Below are 13,002 nucleotides of genomic sequence, written 5' to 3'. Positions count from 1 at the left end.
TCCTCGGTGCCTCTGGGTTGAAGTCCCCTCACGCCAACAACTTTTCTTTTCATGTCATCCGCACTCTCCGTTCCTTCTTCCGTGATCACCGCCTCAGCGGCCTCACTGGCTTGCCAGGCGGCGGTGGCGCACGCAGAGGTTTTGGGCATACGCATCAACGTGGCCGTGACCGATGCCTCGGGCGTCCTCGCTGCGTTCTTGCGCATGCCCAACGCGTTTCTGCATTCGATCGACATCGCGATCGACAAGGCCTACACGGCCGCGAGCTTCGGCTTCCCCACCAGCCAGTGGCCGCAGGTGCTGGCGGGCGACGAGGCCTTGCGCCTGGGCCTGCCCTTGCGGCCGCGCCTGGTGGTGTTCGGCGGTGGCCTGCCCATCGCTGCGGACGGTGCACGCCTGGGCGGCATCGGTGTCTCCGGTGGTTCGGCCGAGCAGGACGAGGCCTGTGCCCGTGCCGGCTTGCAGGCCCTGGGCCTGAATTGATTTTTTACTTCACGCACGCAACATGAAAAAGTTCCACAACTTCATCAACGGCGAGTTCGTCGCCACGGACAGGACCTTCGAGAACCGCAACCCGGCGACCAACGCCGTGGTCGGTCTGGTCCATGAAGCCGGTCAGTCCGAGGTGGACGCGGCCGTCGCCGCCGCGCACGCCGCGCTCAAGGGTGAGTGGGGCACGATGAGCGTGGTCAAGCGCACCGAGCTGCTGCACGCCGTGGCCGACGAGATCAACCGCCGCTTCGACGACTTCCTCGAAGCCGAACTGGCGGACACCGGCAAGCCGCGCTCGCTGGCCAGCCACATCGACATCCCGCGCGGCGCGGCCAACTTCAAGGTCTTCGCCGACATCGTCAAGAACGTCCCGACCGAGAGCTTCCAGATGACCACGCCCGACGGCGGCACGGCCGTGAGCTACGCGATCCGCTCGCCGCTGGGCGTGGTCGGCGTGATCTGCCCCTGGAACCTGCCGCTGCTGCTGATGACCTGGAAGGTCGGCCCGGCGCTGGCCTGCGGCAACACCGTGATCGTCAAGCCCTCGGAAGAAACCCCCGCCACCGCCACCTTGCTGGGCGAGGTGATGAACACGGTCGGCATCCCGAAAGGCGTGTACCAGGTGCTGCACGGTTTCGGCCCCGGATCGGCGGGCGAATTCATCACCAAGCACCCGCGCGTCAACGGCATCACCTTCACCGGCGAGACCCGCACGGGCGAGGCCATCATGGCCGCCGCCGCCAAGGGCGTGCGCCCGGTGTCGTTCGAACTCGGCGGCAAGAACGCCGGCATCGTGTTCGCCGACGCCGACTTCGAGAAAGCCGTCGCCGGCATCACGCGCAGCGCGTTCGAGAACTGCGGCCAGGTCTGCCTCGGCACCGAGCGCGTCTACGTGCAGCGCCCGATCTTCGACAGGTTCGTCGCCGCGCTCAAAGAGAAGGCCGAGGGCCTGAAGATCGGCGGCCCCGACACCCCGGGCGTGGGCATCGGCCCGCTGATCTCGGCCGAACACAAGGCCAAGGTGCTGGGTTACTACGCCAAGGCCCAGGCCGAAGGTGCGACCGTGGTCACCGGCGGCGGCGCCCCGGTGATGGCGGGCGAACTCGCCCACGGCCACTTCGTCCAGCCCACCATCTGGACCGGCCTGCCCGAGAGCGCCAGCGTGATCCGCGAAGAGATCTTCGGCCCCTGCTGCCACATCGCGCCCTTCGACACCGAAGAGGAAGCGATTGCCCTGGCCAACGCCACCGACTACGGCCTGGCCACCACCGTGTGGACCCAGAACCTCGGCACCGCGCACCGCATGGCCGCCGCCATCGAGGTGGGCCTCTGCTGGATCAACAGCTGGTTCCTGCGCGACCTGCGCACCGCGTTCGGCGGCGCCAAGGCCTCGGGCATCGGCCGCGAAGGTGGCGTGCATTCGCTGGAGTTCTACACCGAGCTCCGCAACGTCATGGTCAGGCTGTGAACTCCCCCTGCGCCGCTGCTCGGCTTCCCCCCTCTCTGGCGCGCCTGCGGCGCTTAGAGGGGAGACGCAGCCTGTGGCCCGGCCAAGCCGGTTCCACGGCTGCTCTGGGGGACTGCCCCGCGAACACCCAGCGCGTGGGTCGGGGCGACTGGTGCAGTGAAGTAAAGGAGGAGGCGGGCGCTCAGCGCCCGACGGGGGACATGAACGGAACCAGTCGCCCCGACCCACGCGCCGCCCCGCCAACGAAGACACGCCACGACAGCAAACGAGAGAAAGCCAAAGAGAAAGCAGCAACAAATGAATGCCCCTCACAACCCTGAAATTGCGCTGAGCGTCCGCACGGGCGCGTTCAACAGCAACGTGCACGACCTAGGCGCCTCGAAGCCCGGCCAGCCGCCGGTGCTGTTCATCCACGGCTCCGGCCCCGGCGTGAGCGCCTGGGCCAACTGGCGCCTGGCCATGCCCGTCATCGCACAGGACCGCCGCGTGATCGCGCCCGACATGGTGGGCTTCGGCTACACCGACCGCCCGGCGGGCATCACCTACAACATGGACACCTGGGTGCAGCAGGCGCTCGATGTCATGGACACGATGGGCGTCGAGCAGGCCGACGTGGTCGGCAACAGCTTCGGCGGCGCGCTGTCGCTGGCGCTCGCCATCCGCGCGCCGCAGCGCGTGCGCCGTCTGGTGCTGATGGGCTCGGTCGGTGTGCCGTTCCCGATCACGCCGGGCCTCGATGCGGTCTGGGGCTATCAGCCCTCGCTCGCGACCATGAAGCAGCTGCTGGACATCTTTGCCCACAGCCGCGCGCTCGTGACCGACGAGCTGGCCGAGCTGCGCTACCAGGCCAGCATCCGCCCCGGCTTCCAAGAGTCCTTCTCCGCCATGTTCCCGGCCCCGCGCCAGCGCTGGGTCGACGCCATGGCCAGCCCCGAAGCCGCGATCCGCGCGCTGCCGCACGAGACCCTGATCGTGCACGGCCGCGAAGACCAGGTGATCCCGCTGCAGACCTCGCTGACGCTGAGCCAATGGATCCCCAACAGCCAGCTGCACGTGTTCGGCCACTGCGGCCACTGGACCCAGATCGAACATGCCGCGCGCTTCGCGCAGCTGGTCGCGAACTTCCTCGAAGAAGCCGACGCCCAGGCCACCAAGACCTCTTAACAAGACACCCACACCATGATCTCCATCGACACCCTGGGCGACGAGCTCTACACCGCGCTGCGCGACCGGCAGGTCGTCAACCCGCTGTCCACCCGCTTCCCCGACATCACCATCGAGCAGGCCTACCGCATCCAGGAGCGCATGCTGCAGCGCCGCCTGCAGGACGGCGAGCGCATCGTCGGCAAGAAGATCGGCGTGACCTCGGCGGCGGTGATGAACATGCTCGGCGTGCACCAGCCCGACTTCGGCTACCTGACCGACGCGATGATCGTCAACCAGGGCGAGACCATCGACATCTCGACGCTGATCCAGCCCAAGGCCGAAGGCGAGATCGCCTTCCTGCTCAAGCGCGACCTGATGGGCCCGGGCGTGGGCGTGGCCGACGTGCTGGCCGCGACCGAGTGCGTGATGCCCTGCTTCGAGATCGTCGACTCGCGCATCCGCGACTGGAAGATCAAGATCACGGACACCGTGGCCGACAACGCCTCGTGCGGCGTGTTCGTGCTGGGCGACCGCGCGGTCAGCCCGCTGGCGCTGGACCTGCAGACCTGCGGCATGGTGCTGGAGAAAAACGGCGAGGTGGTCGCCACCGGCGCGGGCGCCGCGGCCCTGGGCTCGCCGCTGAACGCGGTGGCCTGGCTGGCCAACACCATGGGTCGCCTGGGCATTCCGCTGAAGGCCGGCGAGGTCGTGCTCTCGGGCGCGCTGGCCGCCATGTTCCCGGCCGCCAAGGGCGACTTCTTCCGCGTCTCCATCGGCGGACTGGGCGAGTGCTCGGTGCGCTTCAACTGATCCCGCGGAGCACACCACCATGACCCTCGACAAAGCCACCATCGACGCCCTGGCCGAGCACCTGGAGAACTGCCAGCTGCAGGCCCGCGACACCCACAAGATCACCGACGACCACCCGGACATGGACTGGGAAGACGCCTACGCGATCCAGGCCGCCCTGCTCACGCGCAAGCAAGGCCGGGGCCTCAAGCTCGCGGGCCTGAAGGCCGGCCTGACCTCGTTCGCCAAGATGAAGCAGATGGGCGTGAGCTCGCCCGTGTTCGGCTTCATGACCGAGGACTACGCCGTGCCGCACGGCGGCGAGGTGAAGACCAGCGAACTCATCCACCCCAAGGTCGAGCCCGAGATCGCCTTCGTGCTCAAGCGCGCACTCAAGGGACCGGGCTGCCACATGGGCACCGTGCTGGCCGCGACCGACTTCGTGCTGCCCGGCATCGAGGTGATCGACAGCCGCTACCGCGACTTCAAGTTCGACCTCAAGAGCGTGATCGCCGACAACACCTCGGCCGCTCGCTTCGTGGTCGGCGGCCAGCCGATGAAGGTGGACGGCCAGGACCTGCGCACCGTCGGCATCGTGATGGAGAAGAACGGCCAGCCCGTGGCGTTTGGCGCCGGCGCGGCTGTGCTCGGCCACCCGGCCACCGCGATTGCCATGCTGGCCAACCACCTGGGCGCGCGCGGCGAGGAGATTCCCGCCGGCACGCTGATCCTGTCCGGCGGCATCACCGAAGCCGTGTCCGTCGCCGCAGGCGACTCTGTGACTTTGAAAGTTCAAGGCATGGGCAGCACAGGCCTGCGCTTCGTTTGAGATTCAGAAAAGGAAACCCATGAGCAAGAAGATCAAGTGCGCCCTGATCGGGCCCGGCAACATCGGCACCGACCTGCTGGCCAAGCTGCAGCGCAGCCCGGTGCTCGAACCCGTGTGGATGGTCGGCATCGACCCCAACTCCGACGGCCTCAAGCGCGCCAAGGAAATGGGCATCAAGACCACCGCCGAGGGCGTGGACGGCCTGATCCCGCACATGAAGGCCGACGGCGTGCAGATCGTGTTCGACGCCACCAGCGCCTACGTGCACGCCGAGAACTCGCGCAAGGTCAACGCGCAGGGCGCGATGATGATCGACCTCACGCCCGCGGCCATCGGCCCCTACTGCGTGCCGCCCGTCAACCTCAAGCAGCACGTCGGCCAGCGCGAGATGAATGTGAACATGGTCACCTGCGGCGGCCAGGCCACCATCCCCATGGTCTACGCGGTCAGCCGCGTGCAGCCGGTGGCCTACGGCGAGATCGTGGCCACCGTGTCCAGCAAGTCGGTCGGCCCCGGCACGCGCAAGAACATCGACGAGTTCACCCGCACCACGGCCGGCGCGGTCGAGAAGGTGGGCGGCGCGAAAAAGGGCAAGGCCATCATCGTGATCAACCCGGCCGAGCCGCCGCTGATCATGCGCGACACGGTGCACTGCCTGGTCGAAGGCACGCCCGACGAGGCCGCCATCACCAAGAGCGTGCACGACATGATCAAGGAAGTGCAGAAGTACGTGCCGGGCTACAAGCTGGTCAACGGCCCCGTCTTCGACGGCAACCGCGTCTCGGTCTTCATGGAGGTCGAGGGCCTGGGCGACTACCTGCCCAAGTACGCCGGCAACCTGGACATCATGACGGCCGCCGCCGCGCGCACGGCCGAGATGTTTGCCGAAGAAATTCTGAAGGGCGAGCTCGTGCTCGAACCAAGCATGGCCTAACCCCCGCGCCGCTTCGCGTCACCCCCTTGCAGGGGGCGCAGCCTGCAGCTCGGCAAAGCCGGTTCTGCGGCAGCCCTCGCAAAGACATCCGAAAGAGATTCACATGAGCACCAAAATCACCCTGCACGACATGACCCTGCGCGACGGGATGCACCCCAAGCGCCACCTGATGACGCTCGACCAGATGAAGAGCATCGCCTGCGGCCTGGACGCCGCCGGTGTGCCGCTGATCGAGGTGACCCATGGCGACGGCCTGGGCGGCTCCAGCGTCAACTACGGCTTCCCGGCCCACAGTGACGAGGAGTACCTGGGCACCGTGATCCCGCTGATGAAGCAGGCCAAGGTCTCGGCCCTGCTGCTGCCCGGCATCGGCACCGTCGACCACCTGAAGATGGCGCACGGCCTGGGCGTGCACACCATCCGCGTGGCGACGCACTGCACCGAGGCCGACGTGAGCGAACAGCACATCACCTACGCGCGCCAGCTCGACATGGACACCGTCGGCTTCCTGATGATGGCCCACATGAACAGCCCCGAAGGCCTGGTGAAACAGGCCAAGCTGATGGAAGGCTACGGCGCCAACTGCATCTACATCACCGACTCGGCCGGCTATATGTTGCCGGGCGACGTGAAGGCGCGCCTGCAGGCGGTGCGCGACGCGCTCAAGCCCGAGACCGAGCTGGGCTTCCACGGCCACCACAACCTGGCCATGGGCGTGGCCAACTCGGTCGCCGCGATCCAATGTGGCGCCACCCGCATCGACGCTGCGGCCGCCGGCCTGGGCGCGGGTGCGGGCAACACGCCGATGGAGGTGCTGGTCGCCGTGCTCGACCGCATGGGCGTGCAGACCGGCGTCGACGTCTGGAAGATCCAGGACGTGGCCGAAGACCTGGTGGTGCCGATCATGGACTTCCCCATCCGCATCGACCGCGACGCGCTCACGCTGGGCTACGCCGGCGTGTACGGCAGCTTCCTGCTGTTCGCCAAGCGCGCCGCCGTCAAGTACGGCCTGTCGGCGCGCGACATCCTGGTCGAACTCGGCCGCAAGAAGATGGTCGGTGGACAGGAAGACATGATCGAAGACACCGCCATGACCATGGCCCGCGCGCGCGATGCGCGCGAGCAGCGGCGCGCCGCCTGAGGAGGACCCCACCATGCCATTCGCACAGATCTACATGCTCGAAGGCCGCACGCGCGAGCAGAAGAAGGCCGTGATCGAGAAGGTCACCCAGGCGCTGGTTGATGCCACCGACGCGAAGAAGGAAACCATCCGCGTCTGGATCCACGAGATGCCCAAGGAGAACTGGGGCATCGCCGGGGTGTCGGCGAAAGACCTCGGGCGCTGACCCAGGCGGAGGCCGCCGCGGCCGGGTGGTGACAATGGGGCCCACCCTGTTCACCCCACCCCGAGGAGAAGGCCCTTGAACGCTGCCCACCTTTCGCTGGCCGAACACGCCGCCCGACTGCGCCGCCGTGAACTGACGGCGGTGGGGCTGGTGGAGGCCTGCGCGCAGAACCACGCGCGCACCGAACACCGGCTCAACGCCTACAAGACCTGGGACGGCGCGCGCGCCCGCACCACCGCCGAAGCGGTCGACACCCTGCTGGACCAGGGCATGGACCTGGGCCCGCTGATGGGCCTGCCGGTGTCGGTGAAAGACCTGTACGGCGTGCCCGGTCTGCCGGTGTTCGCGGGCAGCGACGAAGCCCTGCCCGAGGCCTGGCAGGCGGCCGGCCCGCTGGTCGCGCGGCTGCAGCGGCAACTGGGCATCGTGGTCGGCAAGACACACACCGTCGAGTTCGCGTTCGGTGGCCTCGGCGTCAACGCCCACTGGGGCACGCCCTGGAACCCCTGGTCGCCCCACGAACACCGCGTGCCCGGCGGGTCCAGCGCGGGCGCGGGCGTCTCGCTGGTGCAGGGCAGCGCCTTGCTGGCGCTCGGCACCGACACCGCGGGTTCGGTGCGCGTGCCCTCGTCCATGACCGGGCAGGTGGGCCTGAAGACCACCGTGGGGCGTTGGCCGCTCGAAGGCATCGTGCCGCTGTCGTCCTCGCTCGACACGGCCGGGCTGCTCACCCGCACGGTGGAAGACCTGGCCTACGCGTTCGCCGCCCTGGATGCGGACAGCCACGCCCTGCAGGCGCCCGCAGTCGCCTTGCGCGGACTGCGCATCGGCGTTCCGCAGAACCACTTCTGGGACGACATCGACCCCAGTATCGCCGCCGCCGTGGAAGCGAGCATCGACCGCATCGCCCAGGCCGGCGCACAGGTGGTCCGCCTCCCGTTGCCCAACTGCGAAGAAGCCTTCGACATCTTCCGCCGCGGCGGCCTCGCGGCGTCCGAACTGGCGGCCTACCTCGACCTGCACTTCCCGCACAAGGTGGAGCGCCTGGACCCGGTGGTGCGCGACCGCGTGCGCTGGGCCGAACAGGTGTCGTCGGTCGAGTACCTGAAGCGCAAGGCCGTGCTGCAGCGCTGCGGCGCGGGCGCGGCCCGGGTGTTCGACGAGGTCGACGTCCTGCTCACGCCCACCGTGCCCGCCTCGCCGCCGCGGCTGGCCGACATCGGCACGGTGGAGACCTACGCGCCGGCCAACATGAAGGCCATGCGCAACACCGCCATCAGCAACCTGTTTGGCTGGTGCGCGCTGACGATGCCCGTGGGCCTCGATGCGAACCGGATGCCGGTGGGCCTGCAGCTGATGAGCCCGCCACGCGCCGAGGTGCGGCTGATCGGCATCGCGCTCGGCATCGAAGCCCTGATCGGCCAGGGCCACGCGCTGCTGGGCGCGCCCGACCTGTCCTAGCCAGCGCGCCCCACCCTCAACCCCTTCCCGGCGGAGCCCCCCATGACCCAGACGCCCGCGCAATTCGCCGAAGCCATCTGGGCCGCCCGCCAGGCCGGGCGCACCCTGGACGCCGAGGCCACCATCGGCTCGCCCGACCTCGCCACCGCCTACGCCATCCAGCGCGCGCTGCTCGCTCTGCGCCTCGCCACCGGTGAGCGGATGGTCGGGTGGAAGCTGGGCTACACCTCGGAGGTCATGCGCCGCCAGATGGGCATCGACCGGCCCAACATCGGGCCGCTGACCGACTGGATGCTGCTGAGTTCGGGCGATGCGGTGCACGAGCGCCTGGTGCAGCCGCGGGTCGAACCCGAGATCGGGCTGCGCCTCCACACCGCCCTCGACGCGCGGCAGGCGCCCGTCGACCGCCACACCGTGGCCGCCGCCGTGGAAAGCGCCTACGCCTGCCTCGAAGTCGTGCACTCCACCTGGACCGGCTACCGCTTCAACCTCGAACAGAACACCGCCGACAACTCGTCCGCCGGCCAGGTCGTCGTCGGGCCGCGCCTGCCGGTGACCGACCTGATGGCGCTCGACACCGTGGCCGTGCGCCTGCACGACGGCAGCCACAAAACGCTGGGCCAGGGCGTGGGCGCCGACGCCGACGGCCACCCGCTGGACGCTGTGGCGCGGCTGGCGCGGGAGCTGGCCGCTTTCGGTCAGCGGCTGGAGGCGGGTGATCTGGTGATCACGGGAGGGCTGACGGCGGCTTGTGCACTGGAGGCGGGTGGGCGGCTGGTGGGGGTGTTTTCTTCCGACGATGCTTGGTCGGTTGAGGTGGCTGTTCGTCGCGGCTGAGATGCCACCCCACAGGCATGTGCCGGTAGGCGCGATCTGACATCAACGACAAGAATGCAGCGGTTCGAAACCGTCGACACGGACCGTCGAGCAAGCGCTATCGGCCACATTTCGGTCAGTGACTGACCCGCCCGTCTTGGCCTCGTTGGCCGATTCGGAAGTGCTGATGACATTCACAAGCTGATCAGCACGGTCTCGGGCTATCGGAGGATCGAAAGACGTAGACTGCGCCAAGAGGTTGCAGCAGTCGCTGCTCGGTGCATCAGGGACGCCACAGGAAAATTTATGCAAGGGAAACTCTCAGAGCTCATCCGCGACTATTCAACGCCATACAGTAAGCGCCTGACCCGATCGCCTTCAGACGCCCGGGAATACGCCGCGCTCGTGGACTTTCACATAAAAGTCGCGCTGACCCTGCTGGCCGCTTACGGAACTCGCACTGCCGCACCGCTCAAGCTAGGTGACACCCCTGGCGTCGGCGAAATGCTTAGCGGAATCAAGCTCGCCAGGAAATGGGGCGCCAGCCAAGATCCGGTCATCGTTGGATGGCGCGAGTTTGCCGAGGGCTTTCTCGGCGAGTTTTCGAGAAACATCCACGCTGGCAAGAACTTCAAGACCATTCGCGATGAACTTTCGCATGGAACCCCGATCCCCGCCGAGGATGTATCGGCCGCTTCGATCTGTAACGCCTTGCGAGAGTTCTCTGAAGAAACCGCGAGTCGCCTGGAAGCCCAGTTGCGCAAGTTCACCTACATGACGAGCGCGACGTCCATCAAATCCGTGTGCGGGACGGACGAGCAGGAACTCTGCCCCGTCTGGGACGCCAACATTGCGCAAGGCGTGATCGGCATCTATTCGAGCTTCGACTCGGATGGCGTGTACTACCTGTGCCCGGCGATTGGTGCCTACCGCAACCAGCGTCCGGAAAACACCCATGCGTTCCGAGAGGGCTTCTTGGGCAAGGACCCAACAGCCAGGCACTTTGGCCAGTTTGTCTATGAGATCACGCGGGATATCGCGGGATTCTCAGAGGACCATTCGCCGCCACCATACGACTTCGGGGAAGGCCAGCACGCGGGAGTTGTCTTCGTCACTTGGACGCAGCCCAGCAGCCAAGGCAACGTGCACAGGACAGATATGTTCCGTCGTGGGCCAGACAACCGCTACGAGTGGCTCGACCCCGCAGCCAACACTTGGGTTGGGTACTCCGGCTTCCTGCGCGGGATCGCTAACTGGGGTGTTCTCGCGAGGAGGGTGCGCATTGAGCTTGAGGAGCAAGAAAGGCGGAAGCAAATCGCAGAGACCGGCATTACACAATCCATTGCTGGAAATAAGGTCCCTGCGGTACTGGTCGAGGAGTCGGACTCGCAAAGTTCAGCTCCGGAGGATATCGACCTCCAGCTGCGCGTTGACGCGGCCTGCCTGCCATCCAAGAGCTTTACTACGGTGTTCTTCGTTGTTGGCGACGCAGGTATGGGAAAAACCGAGCTTCTTCTGACGCTCGCCCGGGAACGAGCCCTCGCTGTCGAGGTCGATCCGACTAGCGACGCGCCGCTGTACTTGTTCGTAAGCTCCACAGGACGGGCGCTCTCCAACCTAGACGACGCTATCAACACTTCGCTGAGCATCACCCGCATCCTCGACAGCCAGAGTGCTAAGGCGCTCTGCAGGAACGGCATGCTCGTGCTTATCGTCGACGGCTTCGACGAGCTCCTCGGCAGCAGCGGTTACGACAATCCACTTGGCTCTCTTGAAGGGTGGTTCCGCGATTTACGCGGCCGCGGCGTGATGATTGCCTCAGCGCGCTCTGCCTACTACATGACCCGTTATCGGCGAGCCCTCAACGAGACGACCAACCTGAATGTGGAACACACGGTAGCCAACATCCAGCCTTGGACTCGCCCGACGACCGAGGCCTTCCTGAAGAGCTACGGTGTTCAAGACCAAGCACTCGCCGCTCTGGGCGATCAAGATTGGCATCTGCTAACAATCCCGTTTTTCGCCAAAGCGTTCGCGACTTGGTGCATGAGTCGGACGAGCGTCAATGCAGATTCCCGTGGAATCTTCCAGGTCGTTGTCGAGCAGTACCTCGAACGCGAGGCGAAGAAGATTCTGGACCATACCAACGTTCCAATCCTCACCATGCCGGAGCTCCAGGTGCTGTTCAGCGAGTTCGCTGAGATGATGCATCTGGAAGGTGAGCGTGAGCTGGAGCACTCTGACCTCGAACTCTGCGCCAGTATCTGCCTAGGCCTCAATGATTTGGACAAAGAGCGCCCGGGACTGAAGCGTAGGCTGACCTCTCTGTGCGGCCTGTCGGCCGGCGAACTCATCACGGGCAACAGCAATTTCGGGTTCTCTCACGAAGTGATTTCCGATTGCTTTCTTTCCCTGGCACTACAGCGACGGTGCAAGGCTGGAGTCGACAAGACCTACGTCGGCAACTTCTTCGCCGCGAGCGCGATTCATCCGGCTGTCATCGAATGGTTCGTCGCGAACAACCCCGACTCGGCGCGCAAGGCGCTGGATATCCTCGTGAGGATTGAAGGTGCTTCGCCAATCTGGAAAAAGAACGTTGGAAGTCTTTGGACGGCGCTCCTCGATCACTATGCAGGCATGCCACCAAACTTTTCGGCGTCCGGGCTGGTGTTCCAGACAATTAAGCTAACCAAAGGGCAAGGCGATTACTTGGAAATTCGCAACGCCCGCATCGACCAGCTCTTCCTTTCAAGGGGCGCAGCGGCTGTGGACGTCAAGGACACGCCCATCAGCTACCTTCAAGTTGACGACACCTCGACGTTAGAGCTGCTTCGCAATGTAGCCCCGGAGCTGATTCACGAATTCAAATCGCCGGATACCTACTGCGATACAACCCCTGAAATCCGAGCTGCCCTAGAAGAGGCGGGCGTTATCGAGCGCGAGGCTGGCGCTGCCGCCCAGCAGTGGCTGGACACGGCGAATTACTTCATCGAGGCACTAATGAGCCGGCCGGACGCGCCCATCGTCGTCTTCTCGGACAACTTTGAGTCGGATGGAAACAGGTTGGGTTGGACGCGTCGGCTCGGATTGACGAAGTGGACCGAATTCGTGAGCCGGCTCACGCACTGCAACTTGGCGTCGTGGGAGATCATCAATGCCAAGGGACGGCCCAAGAGCCGACTAGTCTTTCAGGTTACCCCTGCTGACATTGCACGTCGTAATAGCAGCATTTCAGGGGTTGCAGATTTCTGGGGCGACTGCTGAGCATGCACTTAGCCGAAAGTAGAGACATAGGGCACTGAGGGACTTTCTTCCGTCCCCGGCGGAAATCCGGCATCGGAAGCGTAGCGGAAAGCTGCCCTGCGAGACGCTGAACATCGGGTTTAGGTAGTAGCTGTCACTCGATGGCTGAATCCGACCTGCTGCACTCAGCCTTTTGCAGGCCTCGTCGGGATCGAATGAACCCCGGCTCCTCAGTAGCCCCTCAGTACCCACCCGAGGCGCAGCCGGCGCCTTTGAACCGCCCGCACCAAACCGCTGCACCAACCCACTCGCGGCCTTCACCAGCAGCATCGTGTCCACCCCCACCGCCACGAACAGCGCGCCCGCGTCGAGGTCAAGCTGCGCGAGCGCCGGATCGGTGGCGAGGATGCCAGCCGCCTTGCCAACAGCGCACACGGTGGCGATGCCGCCCTGGATGACCTTCTGCACCTCGGGGTGA

General features: G+C 65.9%; 12 protein-coding genes. 11 read left to right on the top strand and 1 reads right to left on the bottom strand.

Going from position 1 to position 13,002, the window contains the following annotated elements:
* The first annotated feature begins 51 nt into the window (after positions 1-51).
* From IM738_RS22800 to IM738_RS22750, 11 genes are all read left to right on the top strand, one after another.
* Entirely contained in the window at positions 52-483 is a 432-nt protein-coding gene (locus IM738_RS22800) for a GlcG/HbpS family heme-binding protein (RefSeq protein ID WP_236963315.1), read from the top strand.
* A gap of 22 nt (positions 484-505) precedes the next feature.
* The gene (locus tag IM738_RS22795; RefSeq protein WP_236963314.1) at positions 506-1,960 is read left to right on the top strand and encodes a 2-hydroxymuconic semialdehyde dehydrogenase; all 1,455 of its coding nucleotides are present in this window, start codon (positions 506-508) and stop codon (positions 1,958-1,960) included.
* A gap of 297 nt (positions 1,961-2,257) precedes the next feature.
* Complete coding sequence (locus IM738_RS22790) at positions 2,258-3,124, top strand: alpha/beta fold hydrolase (protein ID WP_236963313.1); 867 nt, start codon at positions 2,258-2,260, stop codon at positions 3,122-3,124.
* A 15-nt stretch (positions 3,125-3,139) separates the two neighbouring features.
* Positions 3,140-3,916, top strand: coding sequence for a 2-oxopent-4-enoate hydratase (gene dmpE, locus IM738_RS22785; RefSeq protein ID WP_236963312.1), 777 nt, complete (start codon positions 3,140-3,142; stop codon positions 3,914-3,916).
* Positions 3,917-3,935: 19 nt separating this feature from the next.
* Positions 3,936-4,724 (top strand): 2-oxo-3-hexenedioate decarboxylase, encoded by a 789-nt coding sequence (gene dmpH / locus IM738_RS22780; RefSeq protein WP_236963311.1) that lies wholly within the window; start codon positions 3,936-3,938, stop codon positions 4,722-4,724.
* Positions 4,725-4,743: 19 nt separating this feature from the next.
* Positions 4,744-5,658, top strand: coding sequence for an acetaldehyde dehydrogenase (acetylating) (locus IM738_RS22775; protein WP_236963310.1), 915 nt, complete (start codon positions 4,744-4,746; stop codon positions 5,656-5,658).
* Between the two features lie 103 nt (positions 5,659-5,761).
* Positions 5,762-6,799: a 4-hydroxy-2-oxovalerate aldolase gene (gene dmpG / locus IM738_RS22770; RefSeq protein ID WP_236963309.1), complete on the top strand. Its 1,038-nt coding sequence runs from the start codon at positions 5,762-5,764 to the stop codon at positions 6,797-6,799.
* A gap of 13 nt (positions 6,800-6,812) precedes the next feature.
* Positions 6,813-7,004, top strand: coding sequence for a 2-hydroxymuconate tautomerase (locus IM738_RS22765; protein ID WP_236963308.1), 192 nt, complete (start codon positions 6,813-6,815; stop codon positions 7,002-7,004).
* Positions 7,005-7,079: 75 nt separating this feature from the next.
* Positions 7,080-8,465, top strand: coding sequence for an amidase (locus tag IM738_RS22760; protein ID WP_236963307.1), 1,386 nt, complete (start codon positions 7,080-7,082; stop codon positions 8,463-8,465).
* Between the two features lie 42 nt (positions 8,466-8,507).
* Positions 8,508-9,302: a 2-keto-4-pentenoate hydratase gene (locus tag IM738_RS22755; protein ID WP_236963306.1), complete on the top strand. Its 795-nt coding sequence runs from the start codon at positions 8,508-8,510 to the stop codon at positions 9,300-9,302.
* 285 nt (positions 9,303-9,587) lie between these two features.
* Complete coding sequence (locus IM738_RS22750; RefSeq protein WP_236963305.1) at positions 9,588-12,545, top strand: NACHT domain-containing protein; 2,958 nt, start codon at positions 9,588-9,590, stop codon at positions 12,543-12,545.
* Here the strand turns inward: IM738_RS22750 and IM738_RS22745 are convergent.
* Positions 12,513-12,992, bottom strand: a complete 480-nt coding sequence (locus IM738_RS22745) for a hypothetical protein (protein WP_236963304.1) — start codon at positions 12,990-12,992, stop codon at positions 12,513-12,515. The two genes, IM738_RS22750 and IM738_RS22745, sit on opposite strands and share 33 nt — an antisense overlap.
* Between the last annotated feature and the right edge of the window lie 10 nt (positions 12,993-13,002).

The sequence above is a fragment of the Hydrogenophaga sp. SL48 genome, assembly GCF_021729865.1.
GTDB lineage: Bacteria > Pseudomonadota > Gammaproteobacteria > Burkholderiales > Burkholderiaceae_C > Hydrogenophaga.
Note: the sequence above shows the minus strand (reverse complement) of the source record. Positions and strands in the feature narration are given on the sequence as shown.

Excerpts from the sequence above, each read along its gene's own strand:
- IM738_RS22800 (WP_236963315.1), top strand. The coding sequence starts at position 52 with ATGTCATCCGCACTCTCCGTTCCTTCTTCCGTGATCACCGCCTCAGCG.
- IM738_RS22795 (WP_236963314.1), top strand. The coding sequence starts at position 506 with ATGAAAAAGTTCCACAACTTCATCAACGGCGAGTTCGTCGCCACGGAC.
- IM738_RS22790 (WP_236963313.1), top strand. The coding sequence starts at position 2,258 with ATGAATGCCCCTCACAACCCTGAAATTGCGCTGAGCGTCCGCACGGGC.
- dmpE (WP_236963312.1), top strand. The coding sequence starts at position 3,140 with ATGATCTCCATCGACACCCTGGGCGACGAGCTCTACACCGCGCTGCGC.
- dmpH (WP_236963311.1), top strand. The coding sequence starts at position 3,936 with ATGACCCTCGACAAAGCCACCATCGACGCCCTGGCCGAGCACCTGGAG.
- IM738_RS22775 (WP_236963310.1), top strand. The coding sequence starts at position 4,744 with ATGAGCAAGAAGATCAAGTGCGCCCTGATCGGGCCCGGCAACATCGGC.
- dmpG (WP_236963309.1), top strand. The coding sequence starts at position 5,762 with ATGAGCACCAAAATCACCCTGCACGACATGACCCTGCGCGACGGGATG.
- IM738_RS22765 (WP_236963308.1), top strand. The coding sequence starts at position 6,813 with ATGCCATTCGCACAGATCTACATGCTCGAAGGCCGCACGCGCGAGCAG.
- IM738_RS22755 (WP_236963306.1), top strand. The coding sequence starts at position 8,508 with ATGACCCAGACGCCCGCGCAATTCGCCGAAGCCATCTGGGCCGCCCGC.
- IM738_RS22750 (WP_236963305.1), top strand. The coding sequence starts at position 9,588 with ATGCAAGGGAAACTCTCAGAGCTCATCCGCGACTATTCAACGCCATAC.